General features: G+C 70.9%; 15 protein-coding genes. 7 read left to right on the top strand and 8 right to left on the bottom strand.

The features are described 5' to 3' along the window. The first annotated feature begins 35 nt into the window (after positions 1 to 35). Both ACIA8K_RS05745 and ACIA8K_RS05740 read left to right on the top strand, forming a co-directional pair. Positions 36 to 1,229: a cytochrome P450 gene (locus tag ACIA8K_RS05745; protein WP_396055347.1), complete on the top strand. Its 1,194-nt coding sequence runs from the start codon at positions 36 to 38 to the stop codon at positions 1,227 to 1,229. Next, complete coding sequence (locus ACIA8K_RS05740) at positions 1,226 to 1,426, top strand: ferredoxin (RefSeq protein WP_396055345.1); 201 nt, start codon at positions 1,226 to 1,228, stop codon at positions 1,424 to 1,426. Before ACIA8K_RS05745 ends, ACIA8K_RS05740 begins: the two co-directional genes overlap by 4 nt. 149 nt (positions 1,427 to 1,575) lie before the next feature. Here ACIA8K_RS05740 and ACIA8K_RS05735 read toward each other — a convergent pair whose 3' ends face one another. Then, the gene (locus ACIA8K_RS05735) at positions 1,576 to 3,126 is read right to left on the bottom strand and encodes a metallophosphoesterase family protein (RefSeq protein WP_396055343.1); all 1,551 of its coding nucleotides are present in this window, start codon (positions 3,124 to 3,126) and stop codon (positions 1,576 to 1,578) included. 207 nt (positions 3,127 to 3,333) lie between these two features. Then, on the bottom strand, positions 3,334 to 5,079 hold the full coding sequence (ggt, locus tag ACIA8K_RS05730) for a gamma-glutamyltransferase (RefSeq protein WP_396055663.1): 1,746 nt from the start codon (positions 5,077 to 5,079) through the stop codon (positions 3,334 to 3,336). Positions 5,080 to 5,295: 216 nt separating this feature from the next. Here ggt and ACIA8K_RS05725 point away from each other — a divergent pair, with 216 nt between their 5' ends. Together ACIA8K_RS05725 and ACIA8K_RS05720 are read left to right on the top strand one after the other, a co-directional pair. Further along, positions 5,296 to 5,565: a hypothetical protein gene (locus ACIA8K_RS05725; RefSeq protein ID WP_396055341.1), complete on the top strand. Its 270-nt coding sequence runs from the start codon at positions 5,296 to 5,298 to the stop codon at positions 5,563 to 5,565. A 41-nt stretch (positions 5,566 to 5,606) separates the two neighbouring features. After that, a complete protein-coding gene (locus ACIA8K_RS05720; protein ID WP_396055339.1) occupies positions 5,607 to 6,953 on the top strand; it encodes an APC family permease in 1,347 nt (448 codons plus the stop codon). On the opposite strand, the gene ACIA8K_RS05715 is transcribed toward ACIA8K_RS05720, so the two are convergent. Then, the gene (locus tag ACIA8K_RS05715) at positions 6,943 to 8,715 is read right to left on the bottom strand and encodes a serine/threonine protein kinase (protein ID WP_396055337.1); all 1,773 of its coding nucleotides are present in this window, start codon (positions 8,713 to 8,715) and stop codon (positions 6,943 to 6,945) included. The two genes, ACIA8K_RS05720 and ACIA8K_RS05715, sit on opposite strands and share 11 nt — an antisense overlap. 300 nt (positions 8,716 to 9,015) lie before the next feature. Here ACIA8K_RS05715 and ACIA8K_RS05710 point away from each other — a divergent pair, with 300 nt between their 5' ends. Further along, complete coding sequence (locus ACIA8K_RS05710; protein ID WP_396055662.1) at positions 9,016 to 10,377, top strand: SLC13 family permease; 1,362 nt, start codon at positions 9,016 to 9,018, stop codon at positions 10,375 to 10,377. A gap of 7 nt (positions 10,378 to 10,384) precedes the next feature. Here ACIA8K_RS05710 and ACIA8K_RS05705 read toward each other — a convergent pair whose 3' ends face one another. After that, positions 10,385 to 10,954 (bottom strand): MmpS family transport accessory protein, encoded by a 570-nt coding sequence (locus ACIA8K_RS05705; protein WP_396055335.1) that lies wholly within the window; start codon positions 10,952 to 10,954, stop codon positions 10,385 to 10,387. A gap of 156 nt (positions 10,955 to 11,110) precedes the next feature. On the opposite strand from ACIA8K_RS05705, the gene ACIA8K_RS05700 reads away from it, so the two are divergent. Together ACIA8K_RS05700 and ACIA8K_RS05695 are read left to right on the top strand one after the other, a co-directional pair. After that, positions 11,111 to 12,010 carry an SPFH domain-containing protein gene (locus tag ACIA8K_RS05700; protein ID WP_396055333.1) on the top strand — a complete coding sequence of 300 codons (900 nt, stop codon included), beginning with the start codon at positions 11,111 to 11,113 and terminating at the stop codon, positions 12,008 to 12,010. 117 nt (positions 12,011 to 12,127) lie between these two features. Beyond that, positions 12,128 to 12,994: a hypothetical protein gene (locus tag ACIA8K_RS05695; RefSeq protein ID WP_396055331.1), complete on the top strand. Its 867-nt coding sequence runs from the start codon at positions 12,128 to 12,130 to the stop codon at positions 12,992 to 12,994. A gap of 162 nt (positions 12,995 to 13,156) precedes the next feature. Here ACIA8K_RS05695 and ACIA8K_RS05690 read toward each other — a convergent pair whose 3' ends face one another. The 4 genes from ACIA8K_RS05690 to ACIA8K_RS05675 form a co-directional block, all read right to left on the bottom strand. Further along, complete coding sequence (locus ACIA8K_RS05690; protein ID WP_396055329.1) at positions 13,157 to 13,984, bottom strand: carbohydrate ABC transporter permease; 828 nt, start codon at positions 13,982 to 13,984, stop codon at positions 13,157 to 13,159. Next, positions 13,954 to 14,790: a carbohydrate ABC transporter permease gene (locus ACIA8K_RS05685; protein WP_396055327.1), complete on the bottom strand. Its 837-nt coding sequence runs from the start codon at positions 14,788 to 14,790 to the stop codon at positions 13,954 to 13,956. The genes ACIA8K_RS05690 and ACIA8K_RS05685 overlap by 31 nt, the downstream gene beginning before the upstream one ends. Further along, positions 14,787 to 16,073, bottom strand: a complete 1,287-nt coding sequence (locus ACIA8K_RS05680; protein ID WP_396055325.1) for an ABC transporter substrate-binding protein — start codon at positions 16,071 to 16,073, stop codon at positions 14,787 to 14,789. The genes ACIA8K_RS05685 and ACIA8K_RS05680 overlap by 4 nt, the downstream gene beginning before the upstream one ends. Positions 16,074 to 16,204: 131 nt before the next feature. Next, positions 16,205 to 16,576: a VOC family protein gene (locus ACIA8K_RS05675; protein ID WP_396055323.1), complete on the bottom strand. Its 372-nt coding sequence runs from the start codon at positions 16,574 to 16,576 to the stop codon at positions 16,205 to 16,207. Between the last annotated feature and the right edge of the window lie 16 nt (positions 16,577 to 16,592).

Here is a 16,592-nt window from a genome sequence, read left to right as displayed (position 1 = left end):
GTTTCATCCACTTCCAATCGATCTTCGATGATGGGATGACTCTGATGACCGCTCCACAACTCCAGACGACCCGTAGCTGCCCGTACGCGCCGCCCGCGGAGCACGAACAGCTGCGCGACCAGGAGGCGCCCACCAAGGTCACGATGCCGGACGGCCAGGAGGCCTGGGCGGTCGCCCGGCTCGAGGACATCCGGACCATGCTGGCCGACCCGCGCTTCAGCTCCGACCGGGCGCATCCCGGCTATCCGACGCTTGTCGCGCAGCGTCCGCGGCCGGGCACGTTCCGGCCGGTGCTGCTCACCATGGACCCGCCGGAGCACGGCCCGGCGCGGCGTCAGATCGTCGGCGAGTTCACGGTCAAGCGGATGGCCGCGCTGCGCCCCCGCATCCAGGAGATCGTCGACGAGCACATCGACGCGCTGCTCGCCGGGCCGGACCCGGCCGACCTGGTCAAGGCGCTGTCGCTGCCGGTGCCGTCGCTGGTGATCTGCGAGATGCTCGGCGTGCCGTATGCCGATCATGAGTTCTTCCAGTCCTGCTCCACGCGGATGCTGCGCAGGACCACGCCGCCGGAGGACCGCGCCAAGGCCGCGGAGGCGATCCGCGACTACCTCCGGGACCTGATCGCCCACAAGCGCGAGACGCCCGCGGACGACCTGCTCACCCGCCAGCTCGGCAAGTACGACGACCCGGAGGACCTGGTCGGTCTCGGCTTCCTGCTGCTCGTCGCCGGCCACGAGACCACTGCCAACATGATCTCCCTCGGCGTGGTGACGCTGCTCGACCACCCGGACCAGCTCGCCGCCCTGACGGCCGACCCGTCGCTGACCCCGATCGCCGTCGAGGAACTGCTGCGCTACTTCACCATCGCGGAGTTCGCCACGTCCCGCGTCGCCAAGGAGGACGTCGAGCTGGGCGGCGTACTCATCCGGGCCGGCGAGGGCGTGGTCACGCTCGGTAACGCCGCAAACCGGGACCCGGCCGCGTTCACGAACGCGGACGACTTCGACCTGGAACGCGGCGCCCGGCACCACATCGCGTTCGGCTTCGGCCCGCACCAGTGCCTCGGGCAGAACCTGGCCCGCCTGGAGCTGCAGATCGTCTTCGACACGCTGTTCCGCCGGGTGCCGTCGCTGCGCCTCGCCGCCGCCGTCGACGACCTGCCGTTCAAGGACGACGCCGCCATCTACGGCCTCTACGAACTGCCCGTCACCTGGAGCGCCCGATGACCAAGATCCTCGCCGACACCAGCCGCTGCGTCGGCGCCGGCCAATGCGTCCTCACCGACCCGGACGCGTTCGACCAGACCGACGAGGAGGGCATCGTGATCGTCAGGCGCCCGGAGCCCGAGGACGACGCCGCGCTCGACCGGGCCCGGCGTGCGGCACTCATCTGCCCCAGCCAGGCGCTCTCCCTGGTGGACTGACCCTCCGGCGGAAGATCAAGACCTACGTTCATTGTCCCGCTTCCAGCGTGGTCCGGCCCGCATGCTCCCGCGGGCCAACCTCCGCGCCGGGCTCCGCTGGCGCTCCGCACGTCGCTCCGGAGCCGGTCCCGCAGTGGTCAGGAAGATCCTTACAGGGGGAACTCGTCGAAGAGCGTTACGTCGCCGCCGTTCGCGGTGTCGTAGCGGTAGGAGCGGACGACGCCGGCCGCGGAGTCCAGCAGCGTGAAGACCGTGATCTCGTGGCTGGCGACGAACGGGAGCGCGGTGCCGTCCACAGTGGTCAGCGGCGCCACGGTCGGCACGATCGGCTCCAGCCCGCCCGGGTCGCCCTGCAGCACGTAGTCCGGCCCGTCCGGGGCGATCCGGGACTCGCCGGAGAGCTTGTGGTACGCCCCCCAGGTGTTGCCCACATTGGACGTCTCCAGCCAGTTGACGCCCGCGGCGTCGCGGAACCGGGCCCACAGGTGCGAGTGCCCGTTCAGGACCAGGTTCACGTAGTAGGCGGAGAAGACCGGCGCCAGGTCGCGCAGGATGTAGTCGTCCGCGAGCGGGTACTCGTACCGGACCTCGTCCGCCGTGACCACCGGCACCGGGTCGGTGTACGCCGGGACCGAGTTGAAGCCGAGCCCGTGACTGGGGTGGTGGAACATCACCACTCGGTACGCGGCGTTCCGCGCCTCCTCGGACGCGAGCGCGGACACCAGGAACGTGTACTGCGGCGAGCCCTTGCCGATCGGCGCGAAGATGAACCGCCCGTGCCCCCACCGCTCGGGTGCGTCCCGGTCCGCGGTCCGCTCCCCATAGGTGCCCCGGGTGCCGGGCCGCTCCGGCCGCCAGATCTCGGTGCCGAACAGCGACACCACGAACACGTCGCCGATCGTGCGCGCCCACCAGCGCGGGCCGCCGGTGTCGCTGGCCGGGACCGGGAACATCGCCTCGTACGTGCTCACGTCCCAGTCGTCCGGGACCGCGTCGTGGAACTGGAAGTCAAGCGTCTCCGTCTCCGACCAGCGCCCGATCACCTCGTGGTTGCCGATCGTCGGGTAGAGCGGCGCGGACGAGATGATCGGCGCGCCGGTGAACGTGCGACCGGCCGCGGTCCACGAGGCCCGCCCGCCGAACCCGGCGAAGAACGCGCGCCCGTTCTCGTGGTCGAACCAGTCGGCGGCCCGATCCACCACGTTGATCATGTCGCCGGCGAAGAGCACGCCGTCCAGCTCGCCCGCGGTCTCCGCGGCCAGCTCCAGGTTGGCCGGGACCATCGGGCCGAGCTGGTGGTCGCTTGTGAGCAGCAGCCGCACCGGCGCGCCGGCCGGGAGTGCGCCGCGCAGCGTGTGCGTTCCGGAGAGCGCGACGTCGCCGGTGGAGGAGATCGAGACCACGCGGTACGGCGTGCGCGCGTCCGGCAGGTCCGTGACGACCGCGAGCTGCCGGTGCACCGGCCGGGCGTGCGGCCCGCCCGGCGAGTCGTCGCGCATCCGGGCCATCGGCAGCGTCTCCGCCCGTACCACGCGGACACCGGGAGCCCGGCCGTCGACCGCGGCGGACACGTCCGTAAGCGTGGCCACCGCGACGCCGGCCAGTACCGCGTTGACCGTGCCCGGCTCGGCGGTGTGCCACACGACGGTGACGGAACCGGGCTGGGGATCGAGCAGGTACGGCTCGCAGAGCAGGTCCATGTCGCCAGGCTAGGGAGCGCCGGTTTCCAGCCGGGCACTCGTAACCGATCAGTGACCAGACGCACACAACCGGGTATTGAAAAAGGGTTGACCACCCACGGGGGAAGGTGGTCAACCCTTTTCTGCGCTCAGCGTACGACGCTTCCGCCAGGAACGCCAGGCCCGAATGTCGCGGCCTCGTTCACCGGCCGGACACCCGGCTCCCGCCTACCGTCCGGTGCGGACCACCCCGGCGGCTCCGGTGCCTCGCCGAACAGGTTCCGCCACGGCCGTGAGCTGCCCGTTCCGGCCGAACTCGATGCCGGTCGCGGCGCCGATCTCCGCGGTGGAGGTGAAGGCCGGCTGGCCGAGCGCGGTCAGGCGCGGGCCGTACGCGGCGATGAACGCGGGCTCGGCCTGAGGCGTCGCGGAGTTGCGCTGCGACGCGCGCGGTGCGGCAAGCGCCTCCGGCAGCGTCATGCCCAGGTCGATCCGGTTGACAAGGATCTGCAGCACCGTGGTGATGATCGTGGCGCCGCCGGGCGAGCCGACCGCCACGAACGGCTTGCCGTCCTTGAGCACGATCGTCGGCGACATGGAGCTGCGCGGCCGCTTGCCCGGGGCGGGGAGGTTCGGGTCGGCGGCCGTACCCTGCGTCGGCGTGAAGTTGAAGTCGGTCAGCTCGTTGTTAAGCAGGATGCCGCGGCCCGGCACCACGATCCCGGCGCCGCCGATCTGCTCGATGGTGAACGTGAACGAGACCACGTTGCCCCATTTGTCGGCCACGGTCAGGTGCGTGGTGCTGATGCTGTTGTCGGTGTCCGGCACGCCAGCGGCAGCGGCGGCGCAACCGGTGTAGCGCCCGTCCGGGTTGCCCGGGGCGACCGGCTTGGTAAGCGCCGTGGTGGGCGAGATCTGGCAGCGCCGCTCGGCCGCGAACCTGTCGTTCAGCAGCTCGTCAAGCACCGATCGGCGGGTGTAGTCGCCGACGTAGCGGTTGCGGTCCGCGAATGCGAGCGCGGACGCCTCCAGGTAGCGGTGCAGCGCGTCCGCGTCGTCGAGCGCGCCCAGGTCGTACCCCTCCAGGATGTTGAGCGCCTCGCCCACCGCGGTGCCGCCGCTGGACGGCGTGGCCATGCCGTAGACGTCCAGCCCGCGGTAGCCGGCGCGGGTCGGCGCCGGGAAGCGGGCCTGGTAGCGGTCCAGGTCGCGGACGGTCAGGCCGCCCGGCCGGATCGGGTACGCCCAGGTGCCGGTCGGCGTGTCCGAGACCGGCGGGTGCTGGACGGCGTTCGCGATGTCCCGGGCCACGGCGCCGGAGTAGAAGACGTCAGTGCCCTTCTTGCCGATCAGCCGGTACGTGTCGGCGAGATCCGGGTTCCGGAACGTGGAGCCGACCGCGGGCGGCGCGCCGCCGGGCAGGTACAGCTCCGCGGACGAGTCGAACTGCCCGAAGATCGCCGCGTTCGCCGCGACCTGTGAATTGAACGTGGCGTCCACCGTGAAGCCGCGGTCGGCCACGTCCGCGGCCGGTCGCAGCAGCGCGCCGAGCGGCCGGGTGCCCCAGCGGTCGGCCGCGGCCTCCCAGGTCGCGAGCGTGCCCGGCACGCCGACGGACAGGCCGCTGACCCGGGCCGCGTTGAAGTCGAGCGCGGTGCCGTCCGCGTTCTGGAACGAGTTCTCCCGCATCGAGGCGGGTGCGGCCTCCCGGCCGTCGATCGTGTGCACCTTCCGGGTGCGCGCGTCGTAGTAGACGAAGAAGCCGCCGCCGCCGATGCCGGCCGAGAACGGCTCCGTGACGCCTATCGTCGCCGCGGCCGCGATCGCGGCGTCGACCGCGTTGCCGCCGTTGCGCAGCACCTCCAGGCCGACCGCGGTGACTGTCGGATCGACCGAGGCGACCGCGCCGCCGTACCCGACGACGGTGGGGGAGATGGCGGGGCCGTATGCGTGCGCCGGCGTGGCACTGATCATGGTGGCGGCGAGGGTGGTGGCGGTCAGTGCCGCGAACGTGGTGCGGCGATGGTTCACAGTGGCCCTCCGAGATCGACGGATGTCAGATCAGGCCTACCGGTCCCCGGTCCCGCACGCAAGCGCACACGCGACGCCACGGTGTATTTCGGTTGCGGTCCGGTTGTAAGCGCCCCGCGCATCTTCCCCGGCGGCTACCGGCTTTCTACCGTCGAGGACATGCGCGACAACGAGAAGGTGCGGTTCGACCCCGCCGCCCCCGACATCCGCCCGGTCGGCTGGCAGGTGCAGATGCGGATCGACTGGGTGGTGACTCAGGTGATGGCCACCCACCGCGGCCTGCCCGAGGAGGCGGTCCGGACCGAGCTGGCCCAGCGCCTGCGCGGGATGGGCGCGGCCGCCGGTCAGCGGCAGGTGGACAACTACGCGCGGGCGATCTCCGCCATGCCGCAGCTGCCGGCGAGCGGTACGGCCACGGATCCCCGGTAACCGCAGGTTTACCGATCTTGACTCGGCGGCACATTGCCGCCATGGCCGTCACGGACGAGGCGCAACCGACCGAACTCCGGCGCGTGATCACCCGCCCGGTGCTGACGTTCTTCATTCTCGGCGACGTGCTCGGCGCCGGGATCTACTCGCTCACCGGCGAGGTCGGCGCGGATGCCGGCGGCGCGATCTGGGCCAGCTTCCTGATCGCGTTCGCGCTGGCGTTCCTGACCGCGTTCGCGTACCTGGAGCTGGTCACGAAGTATCCGCAGGCCGCGGGCGCCGCGCTCTACGTCGACCGGGCGTTCGGCATCAAGGCGCTGTCCTTCATGGTCACGTTCGCGGTGATGGCGTCCGGTGTCACGTCCGCGGCGTTCGCCGCCAGCCGGGTCGGCGGCCGGTACTTCACGGGCCTCACCGGCGTGGAGAACCCACCCACTGTGCTGCTCGGCGTGCTGGCGATCCTGCTTGTCGCGGCCGTGAACGTGTGGGGCGTCGCGGAGTCCGTGCGGGTCAACGTGGTGATCACCTGCATCGAGCTGGCCGGCCTGCTGTTCATCATCGGCGTCGGCGGCTGGGTGCTCGCCACCGGCGGCGGCGATCCGAGCGCCGCATTCGCCTTCGAGGGCACCGGCTTCGGCGTGGTCACCGGACTGCTGGCCGGCGCGGCGACCGCGTTCTACGCGTTCATCGGCTTCGAGGACTCGGCGAACCTGGCCGAGGAGGTCACCGAACCGAGTAAATGCTTCCCACCGGCGCTCGTCACCGGCCTGGTCCTGGCCGGCGTCGTCTATCTGCTCGTCGCGTTCACGGCCGCGATGACGGTGCCGCTCGACACGCTTGTCGCCTCGTCCGGCCCGCTGCTCGAGGTGGTCCGGATCGGCGTGCCCGACCTGCCCGCGGACCGGGTTTTCTCCGCGGTCTCCATCGTGGCGGTCAGCAACACCATGCTGATCAACATGCTGATGGCGTCCCGGCTGCTCTACGGCATGGCCGGCCGCGGCGTGCTCCCGCCGGTGTTCGGCCGGGTCGGCTCGCGCCGCACGCCGTGGGTCGCGATCGTGTTCAGCTCGCTGATCGCCGTGTTGCTGCTTGTCGCGGTGGACGACCTCGGCGACCTCTCCGACACCACAGTGCTGCTGCTCACCGCCGTGTTCCTGACCGTGAACGTGTCCGCGCTCGTGCTGCGCCGGGACGTGGTGGACCACGACCACTTCCGCGCGCCGACAGCGGTGCTTGTGCTCGGCGCGCTGATCTCCGCGGTATTCCTGCTGCCTGTGGTCCGCGACGCCGAGGTCTACCTGCTCGCGCTCTGGCTGCTGCTCGGCGGCGTGGCGCTGTGGGCGGTCAACTGGCTGCTGCTCCGCCGCACCTCCACGCCTACTGAGTAGAGCGGATCACGATGTTCTTCAGCAGCACCGTGTAGGGCGGCGGGTTCCGCTGCGCGTCGCCGGACGAGCCGAGCGTCACCCGTCCGGACGCGGGCCGGCCCGGCATGTCGATCACGGCGATCTGCGCGGAGTCGCGCCACAGCGTCACGGTGTCCTCGCCGAGCCGGATGGTGAGCTGGAACGGCGTGCCGAGCGCGATCGGGCTGCGCAGCGACGCGGCGCCGATCACGGTCTTGGCGCCGCCGATCGGCTGTCGCTCCAGCCGGAGCTCGTTCTGGCAGGCGTGCAGCACGTACCCGTCCGGGTCGTTCATCAGGAACCAGATCGACGCGCACGCGCCCTGGGTGACAAGCGTGGTGGTCACCGAGATCTGCTGCACGCCGCCGAACACCTCCTGCGGCCCGGTGCACTTGAACCAGCCGTCCGACGGAAGCGTGATCGACATCTGGCCGCCGCTGGGGGCGCAGACGCCGCCGAACCCGCTGCCGGCCGGCCACTTCGCGCCGGACGTCAGGGAATCGGTCAGCTCGCGGCCGTTCGCGCCGATGGAGAGCGGCACCGGGGCCGCGTCGCCGGTGCCGGACTCCGCGCCGGGCTCCTCCGCGCCGCCGTCCTCCTCCGTGCCGGGCGCCGGCCCCGTGCTGGGGCCGCCGACCCCGGCCTCGTTCAGGGGCGGGTCCTGCCGCCCGGCCGAGGTCCAGTCGTGCACCGCAAGCGGAATGCCCACCGCGGCGGCCAGCACCACGGCCGCCAGCACGCCGATCATCGTCGCCACACGCTTCTTCCGCGGCCGGCCGGCGGGCTGAGCCGGGACCGGGGCGTCCTCCGGCGCCGCGGCCTCCATGACCGCGACCACCTCGGGCGGGGGCAGCTCGTCCGTGGCCTCGCCGGAACCGTCAAGCAGCATGTCGAGCAGCTTGCGCGCGGTCGGCCGGTCGGCGGGCTTCTTCGCCAGCGCCGCGGCCACCACCTTTCGCAGCTCCGGCGTGAGCCCTTCCAGGTCCGGCTCCTCCGAGAGGATGCGCATCGCGGTGAGCGGCATCGACGCGTCCTGGAACGGCGTGCGGCCGGTACCCGCGAACATCACCACGGCGCCCCAGGCGAAGATGTCCGCCTTGGAGGTGGTCTGCATCTTCGCGGCCGTGTCCAGCCGCTCCGGCGGCATGTAGGAGACCGTGCCGAGCATCTCGTGCGTCTTGGTGACGCTGCTCGTCGAGTCCATCGCGCGTGCGATGCCGAAGTCGATCACCTTCGGGCTGCCCGGCGGCAGCAACACGTTGCGCGGCTTCAGATCGCGGTGGATCACGCCGGCGCCGTGGATCGCGACAAGCGCGGACGCCATGCCGATCGCCAGGCCGTGCAGGTTCGCCGGGGTGAGCGGCCCCTGCTCGTTGACCACGTCGGCCAGGCTCGGGCCGTCCACGAACTCGACCACCAGATACGGGTGCTCGTGGTCGGAATCCGCGTCGAGTACCTCCGCGGTGCAGAACGGCGGCACCTGCTTGGCCCGGTCCACCTCGCTGCGGAACCGCCGCCGGAAGTCCGGCTGCGCGGCCAGATCGGCCCGGATCACCTTGACCGCGACCTGCCGCCCCTCCCCGTCCTCCGCGAGGTAGACGGTGCCCATCCCGCCCTCGCCGAGACGCCCCTTGATCTGGTACTTGCCCAGCTCCGTGGGGTCGAGCGAGTGCAACGGGGAGATCTTGGCACCGCGCGAGACGTCCGCCGCGCCCTCGTCGGGCGCAACTCGAGGCGATTTCACTCGGGACAAGTTACTAGGTGGACCTGATGGCGACTCGCGCCCCGTGCCCACTTTGGGCGGCTGTGCGGCCACTACCGATGAACCGCGCCGATTGCCCACACCCGGAGGGATGACCTGCCACCCGCAAAGTCAAGATCTTGATCTTCCCGCTTCCGCCGGGGTCGAGCTCCGCGTGCTCCCGCGGGCCGCGGGCCCGTGGCAGCACGGTCAAGACCTGTGTCGTGGCTCGCGGAGTGGATCGTGCTCGCGGGGGTACTGCACCTCCCGGCGGTTTTCGGCATCGGCAAGCGGGTGGACGACGTGGGGACAGTGGTAGCGCTGCTGGTGCTGGCGGGCGTGCTCGCCTTCGCGGTCGCCCGCCCGCGCGGACTTCCGGAGGCGACCGCGGCCGTCCCCGCCGCGCTGCTGGTCGTGTTGACCGGCCTGGTCGGCTGGGGCGAGGCCTGGGACGAGATCGTCGAGCTGGGCCCGACCGTGGCGTTCCTGGCCGCGGTGCTCGTGCTGTCCGCGCTCGCCGACGAGGCCGGCGTGTTCGCCTGGGCGGGCCGGATCGCGGCCGCGCGTGGCAAGGGCTCGCCGACCCGGCTGCTCGGCATCGTGTTCGTGCTGGCGTCCCTGGTCACGGCCGTGCTGAGCCTTGACGCGACAGTGGTGCTGCTCACCCCGGTGGTGCTCCGGACCGCCCGTGCGATGCGCGCGCCCACCTCGCCGCACGTCTACGCCTGCGCCCACCTGGCCAACTCCGCGTCGTTGCTGCTGCCGGTCTCCAACCTGACGAACCTGCTCGCGTTCGCGGCCAGCGGCCTGACGTTCGTGAGCTTCGCGGGACTGATGACGCTTCCCTGGCTCGTGGTGATCGCCGCCGAGTACCTGATCTTCCGCCTCTTCTTCGCGCGGGACCTCCGCACGCCGGCGAACCCGGTGCAGGCGGCCGTCCCCGATCTGGTGACGCCGGACGGTGCTGGTTCGGGCGGCCCCGCGACGCCGGCCCCGGCGGTCCCGGTAGCCGCCTCGCCCGCGGATCTGCAGGCGTTCGGCACGGCGACGACGCCCGCCGCACCGCGCCCGCCGGCCTTCGCGCTTGCCGTCCTGGCCGCCACGTTGCTCGGCTTTCCGCTCGGCGAACTGGTCGGCGTGCACCCGGCGTGGGTGGCCGCCCTCGGCGCGCTGGTGCTCGCCGTACCCCGGCTGCGGTCCGCTCCGATCGCCGAGGGACGTCGACTGCTCGGGGCCGTACACCCGGCGTTCCTGCTGTTCGTGCCCGCGCTCGGGGTCGTGGTCCTGGCCGTGCGCGACTCCGGGTTCGGCACGCTTGTCGGGCACCTGGTGCCGGAGCAGGCCACGCTGCCCGGCCTGCTCGCCGCGGCCGCGCTCGCCGCGCTGCTGGCGAACCTGCTCAACAACCTTCCGGCCACGTTGATGCTCGTGCCGCTGACCGCGGGCAACCCGGGCCTGACGCTCGCGGTGCTGCTCGGCGTGAATCTCGGCCCGAACCTGACCTACGTCGGCTCGCTCGCCACCCTGCTCTGGCGGCAGGTGCTTCACGCGCACGATCACGAGCCCGGCAACCGGCGTTTCATGCTTCTCGGCGCGCTCACGGTGCCGGTCACGATCGTGACCGGCACCGTGGCGCTCTGGCTCGCGCTGCGCCTGTTCGGCTAGGCGTGCGTCAGGCGTTCGCGTTGGTCCAGTCGCAGCTGGCGACGCCGCCGGTCTTCGCAGCGGCCTGCGCGGTGCGGACCGAGGTGCCGTTGACGAAGATCTCGCAGGTGAGGTCGTCGGTGTCGGGGGACATGACGATAAGCGAGACGTGGGCCACCTCGCCGGCCGGCGTGGCCGTCTTCTGCCACGGCACCGACGCGTGCTTGTCCTCGGTGCTCGCGCCGTCGATCTCGTAGGAGACCTGCGCCGTCGTGGCGCCCGCGCCGGTCACCCGCAGCGTGACCCCGTTCGCGACCGGGTCGGTCAGGATTCCGGAGTTCCCGTCCGCGGACTCGCCGGCGCTCCCGTCCGCGGACTCGCCGGCGCTCCCGTCCGAGGAGCCGTCGGCGATCCCCGCCGCGGAGCCTCCGGCGCCACCACCGGCCGTGGCCGCCGAGGTGGGCGCCGGGGCAGCGGTCTCGACAGCTGTCGTTCCGCCGCCGGCGGCGCCGCCCTCGTTGTCGTTTGAGGAGCAGGCGGTGGTGGCGAGCGCGAGAAGCAGGGCGGTGGCGATGAGGGGCAGACGGATGCGGGTCAACGCGAGTCTCTTTCACTAGAAGGGGGTGCCCATAGCGTGACCGATATGCCGAGTGAATCCCAATTCATCCGTATGTGCTCCCCGTCATACTGACCAGGCCCCGCATTGACCCGCCTCCCTACTCTTTGTTCAACGATGGGACAAAGGGAGGGGATCATGAGACGGGTGGTGGCGGTACTCGTGGTGGCGGCGCTGACAGCGCCGGCGCTCGCCGGATGCTCGACGGTCAGCACGGAGTCGGACCAGGTCGCGTTGCACTACGACGCGGGCTCGTTCTCGAGCACCACGTACCAGGAGTGCGTGACCGAGAACAATCGCACCTGGGACGGGCCCGGGGAGAAGTACTACAAGTACCCGGCCGGCCAGCGGAACTTCGACTTCACGGGCGGCGACGACGCGGAGACCGCTCCGTTCACTGTGGTCTCCAAGGACAATCAGGAACTGACAGTCTCCGGCGGCCTCACGTTCCACCTGGACACGTCCTGCGATCCGGACGGCGGCACGCTTCGCGAGTTCCACGAGGAGATCGGCCTCAAGTTCCAGCCGACGCTTGACGATGACGGCCAGACCACCGAGCACTGGCTGGAGATGCTGCGGTTCTACATCGGCCAGCCGCTGAACAAGGCGCTCGCCACGGAGGCGCAGAAGTACGACTGGCTCGCGCTCTACAACGACCCGAACACCCGCGCGCAGTTCGAGACCGCGATCAACGCGAACCTCGGCAACGCGGTGATGGCGACGACCGGCGGCAAGGCCTACTTCGTGCAGTTCAACCTCACGCTGCAGAAGCCGATCCCGCGCAAGGAACTTGTCGACGGCCTGGCCGCGGTGCAGGTGGCGATCACCGAGCGGGAGGCGGTGAAGGAGCAGAACGCGACGGTTGACGAGAAGCTGAAGCAGATCGAGAAGCTTGTCGCCGTGCTCGGCCCGGACGGCTACGTCCTCTACGACGCCATGCAGCGCTGCCTCGTCGGTGAGGCGCCGAAGGGCTGCCCGGCCTTCCTGGCGCTGCCACCTGGCGGAAGCGTGGACGTCCCCGCGCCGGCGAGCAGCTGAAACCCTTGGGCCGGGGTTCCGCGCGCCGATACTCCGGACGTGCCGCTCACGGATGAGCGGCGGGGCGGGCCCGGGTATTCACGGGCCCGCCCCTTCACTTGACGCATGGAGGCGGCGATGGCCGGACGGTGGCGGGGAAGACTGGCCTCGGCCGTGTTGGCGGCGGCGGTCGCCACGGTCCCGGTGGTCGCGCCGAAGCTGACAAGTGTCGGCACGCCGCAGACGGCGGCCGGCTCACGTGCGATGTGGCTGTGGAGCCGGGCCGAGGCGGCGGAGGTCGTGCCGTGGGCGGCCGCGCACGGCATCACCGAGATCTTCGCCTACGTGGAGACGAACGTCGCCGCCACGCCGCAGCTGGCCCGGCTCACCGAGATCAGGAAACGGGCCGGCGCGGCGGGCATCCGGCTGATCGCGCTCAACGGCGAGCCGGACTGGGTGAACAACCCGGCCCCGGCCGTGGCCTGGCGTAAGGCGGTCACCGCCACCGGCCTCTTCGCCGGCCTGCACGTCGACGTGGAGCCGCACGTGCTGCCCGGCTGGACCACGAACCGCGCGACGCTCGGCGCCCGCTACCTGTCCATGTTGGACAAGCTGCGGACCGGCGCGACGCTTCCGATCGAGGCGGACGTGGCGTTCTGGTACGGCGAGGTCACTGTCACCGGCGGGAAGAACCTGGCGACCGAGGTGCTGCGGCGGGTAGGTGCGGTGACGGTGATGAGCTACCGCGACACCGCCACCGGCCCGAACTCGATGTACGAGATCAGCCGCGACTGGCTGGACCGGGGCGCGAACGCGGGTAAGCAGGTCCGGCTCGGCGCCGAGACCGCAGCGCTCGGCGACTGCGCGTACTGCACGTTCGCCGAGGAGGGTGCGACTGTGCTCGGCGCCCAGCTCTCCGCGCTTGACACGGCGGCCGCGGGCGATGAGGCGTACAACGGCATCTCGATCCAGCACTACACGAGCTGGCGGGAGATGGGCGCCTAGGCGCTGTATCGACGTAGGATGCCGGGCTGCGGCGAGGCCCAGGGGTCGCCTGGCCGCACGTCGCAAACGCCCACATACAACACCGGTATGAGGGCGTCCGCGCCGCGCACCCAGGCGACCCCTGGACCGCGCCTCGCTCCGACCCCCACGTCGATACAGCGCCTAACCTTTGACCGCGCCCGCGGTGATGCCGGCGACGAACCAGCGCTGCAGGAACGCGTAGAGCAGCACCATCGGCACGGACGCCACCACCACGCCCGTGAAGAGCAGCGGATAGTCGGTCAGGTACTCGCCGGAGAAGTCGAGCAGCGCCAGCGGCAGCGTGCGTTTCGCCGGGTCGTCGATGAACAGCAGCGGGTAGAGCAGGTCGTTCCAGTGCATCACCAGCAGGAAGATCGCGGTGGCGGCAAGCGACGGCAGCGACAACGGGATCGCGACCCTGGTGAACGACGCCCACGGCCCGGCACCGTCCAGCGCGGCCGCCTCGAAGAGCTCGCGCGGCAGCGTGCGCATGAAGCCGGACAGGATGAACACCGCGACCGGAAGCGTCACCACCACGTTGATCAGCATCAGCCCGAACAGGCTGTCGCGCAGCCCGAGCCGGTCGAACTGCACGTACTGCGGGATCATCATGGCCTGCGCCGGCACCGCCAGCCCGGCCGCGAACACGCCGAACAGGATCCGTGCCGGCCACCTCGGCAGCCGCGCGACCGCGTAGCCGACCAAGCTCGCCAGGATCAGCGTCACCGGCACGGAGACGGCCGCGACCAGCACGCTGTTGCCGAAGACGTGAAGCAGCCCGGCGTCGCCCAGGATCTCGCGGTAGTTGTCAAGCGTGGGCGCGGCCGGCGGGCCGAACGGCGACGCGAACAGATCCGGCGTGGTCTTGAAGGACCCGAAGACCACCACCAGCAGGGGTACGGCGATCAGCAGCGAATAGACGGCGAGCAGCCCGCGTCTCACAGGCGTGCCGCCCTGTTCTGCAACCACGTGACCACCCCGATCGCCACCATGAACACCACAGACTCCGCCGCCGCGTACCCGAGCCGGCTGTTCGCGAACGTGGTGTAGATCCGCGTCGACAGGATGTCAAGCGACGAGCGCGGCGGGTTGCCGGCCAGCCCCAGGATCAGGTCGAACGCCTTGAACGACTGGATCGTCGTGTACGCCACCACGAGCGCGGTCGCCGGCGCCAGCATCGGCCAGGTGACGTACCGGAACCGCTGCCACCGCCCGGCGCCGTCCGTGTGCGCGGCCTCGTACAGCTCCACCGGGATCTGGTGCAGGCCGGCTATGAAGATCACCATCATCTGTCCCGCGTGGAACCAGATCTGCGCCAGCGCCACCCACAGGATCGCGGTGTCCTCGTCGCCGAGGAACGTGCCGGGCAGGCCGAGCGTGTGCAGCAGCCCCAGGTTCGGGTCGTAGACGAACCGCCAGACGAACGCGACCGAGATCGAGGAGAGCACTGTCGGCAGGAAGAACAGCGCGCGCAACGCGGTCGAGCCCCGGCTCCGCGCGGCGAGCAGCACGGCCAGCCCGAGGGCCAGCACGGTCTGCCCGCTCACCACGGCCAGCAGGAACGTCAGGTTGTTGCCGAGCGCGTTCGCGAACTGATCGTCGGCGCCGATGATCCGCTGGAAGTTGCCCAGACCGACACGGTTGAAGCCTGGGCTGAACCCGTCCCAGTCCGTCGTCGCGAACTGCAGGCCCTGGAACGCCGGCAGCACGAAGAACGCCAGATACAGCGCGAGCGCCGGGACCGGGAACAGGTAGAGAGCCGGGTGCCGTCTCACCGCTTCTGGTCCACCACCCGCTGCGCCGCCTCGGCCGCCTCCTCCGGTGTGGCGCCGCCGACGACCTTGACCACCGATTCCTCGACCGCCGTACGGATGTCCAGGTTGTTGAACTGGAAGCGCGGCGCGAGCAGGGTCTTCCTGGTGAGCCACGGCGCGAACGACGTGAGGTCCGCGTTCGTGTACTCGACACCCTTCACCGTCACGTGCTGCGAGGTGCCGTTCGCGTAGACCGCCGCCACGGCCGGGTCGGAGAGGTGGGCCAGCCAGGCCAGCGCCGCGCCCTTCCTCGACGAGTTCGCGTTCACGCCGAGGATGAAGGTGGCGTTGAAGATGCCCTCGTACTTCGCCTGACCGGCCGCGACAGTGATCGGCGCGTAGAGCCCGAGCGGGAACTGCGCGCCGAGCTTGCGCACCGGGCCGGCCGCGTAGGAGCCGGTGGCCAGGAACGCGGCCTTCCCGGTGGCGAACAGCTGCATGGCCGCCTCGTTCGCGGTCCCGGTCACGCCGTCCTGGAAGTACGGCTTGAGCTGCGCGTACTGCTTGAGCGTGGTGAGGAACCAGTCGTCGGTCACCGTGAGCGTGCCGGCCTCGACCCGGGCGAACGCGTCGTCGGACGGCGCGTTGTTCATCACCATCGAGTTGATCAGCTGGCCGCCGTTGCCGCTGTCCCCGCCCGGCCAGGCGATCGGCGTCACGCCCTTGGACTTCAGGCCGTCAAGCACGCCGAGGAAGCCGTCCCAGTCCTGCGGCAGCTCGGCGTACCCGTGCCGGGCCAGAAGGTCTTGGTTTGTCACAGGCATGTTGAAGACCAGTTGGTAGGGGAGGCCGAGCTGCTTTCCGCCGCTGCTCCCGGCCGTGATCAGCGCGGGTTCGTAGGCGCCGAGGACCGGCTGCCCGGTCAGGTCGCTCCACACGCCCGCGGACGCGATGTTCGCGAACTGCGCGCCCCGGAAGGCGGTGAACGCGTCGCCCACGCCGCCGCCACGGATCTTCGTCAGCGCGGTGCTCTGGTAGTCCGCCGAGGCCGATATGTCCTGCCGGACCGTGACCTTCGGGTACTTCCGCACGAAGCTCGCGATCACCTGGTCGAAGACGTCCTTGTCCTCGGCCCGCCAGTGCGCGAACGACAGCTCACCCTCGACCGGCCCGTCGAACGCCACGGCGCCGCTGGTCTGCGGTGCGGCCTCACCGCCCGGCCCGGCGCAGGCGGCGAGCGCGGCGGCGCCGGCGGAGAGACCGGCGGCTTTGAGCAGGCCGCGGCGGGAAAGGGAATTGGACATGCGCGTACGCCTCCGTGCGTCTGTCGGTTGCGCCGGAAAACTTCCCACATTTCCTATCGACTTGCAAGGGTTTGGCGCTGACGAGGTGTGTTCACGTGCACGCTACGCCCGTGACAGTCCACGGTCGACGGTTACTCCGCGCCGGTGTCCACCACGCAGAACCGGTTGCCCTCGGTGTCCGCGAGCACCGCGAAGTCCGGCTCGCCCGGGTGCCGGTCCCAGCCCACGAAGACCCCGCCGATCGAGATCAACCGGGTGATCTCCGCGGCCTGCTCCGTGGCGCCGGCCGCGAACAGGTCCACGTGCATGCGCGGCCGTTCCTCCGCCACCGACGAGTTGAGCGTGAGCACAAGCGGCGTGCCCGGCCCGTCCTCAGGCACCAGCACCACCCAGTCGTCGCGCTCCTCGGCCGCGCTGATCAGATAGCCGAGCGCCTCGGCCCAGAAGCGGACCGCCCGAGGCAGGTCGGAGACGCCGAGCACGATCGCACCAATCCGAAGCATCGCGAGATCGTCTCAG

This window comes from Catenuloplanes sp. NPDC051500 (assembly GCF_044454585.1).
GTDB lineage: Bacteria > Actinomycetota > Actinomycetes > Mycobacteriales > Micromonosporaceae > Catenuloplanes.
This window is presented reverse-complemented; position numbering and strand designations above follow the sequence as displayed.

Excerpts from the sequence above, each read along its gene's own strand:
- ACIA8K_RS05695 (WP_396055331.1), top strand. The coding sequence starts at position 12,128 with ATGGCCGGACGGTGGCGGGGAAGACTGGCCTCGGCCGTGTTGGCGGCG.
- ACIA8K_RS05675 (WP_396055323.1), bottom strand. The coding sequence starts at position 16,576 with ATGCTTCGGATTGGTGCGATCGTGCTCGGCGTCTCCGACCTGCCTCGG.
- ACIA8K_RS05725 (WP_396055341.1), top strand. The coding sequence starts at position 5,296 with ATGCGCGACAACGAGAAGGTGCGGTTCGACCCCGCCGCCCCCGACATC.
- ACIA8K_RS05740 (WP_396055345.1), top strand. The coding sequence starts at position 1,226 with ATGACCAAGATCCTCGCCGACACCAGCCGCTGCGTCGGCGCCGGCCAA.
- ACIA8K_RS05745 (WP_396055347.1), top strand. The coding sequence starts at position 36 with ATGACTCTGATGACCGCTCCACAACTCCAGACGACCCGTAGCTGCCCG.
- ACIA8K_RS05700 (WP_396055333.1), top strand. The coding sequence starts at position 11,111 with ATGAGACGGGTGGTGGCGGTACTCGTGGTGGCGGCGCTGACAGCGCCG.
- ACIA8K_RS05680 (WP_396055325.1), bottom strand. The coding sequence starts at position 16,073 with ATGTCCAATTCCCTTTCCCGCCGCGGCCTGCTCAAAGCCGCCGGTCTC.
- ACIA8K_RS05735 (WP_396055343.1), bottom strand. The coding sequence starts at position 3,126 with ATGGACCTGCTCTGCGAGCCGTACCTGCTCGATCCCCAGCCCGGTTCC.
- ACIA8K_RS05720 (WP_396055339.1), top strand. The coding sequence starts at position 5,607 with ATGGCCGTCACGGACGAGGCGCAACCGACCGAACTCCGGCGCGTGATC.
- ggt (WP_396055663.1), bottom strand. The coding sequence starts at position 5,079 with ATGATCAGTGCCACGCCGGCGCACGCATACGGCCCCGCCATCTCCCCC.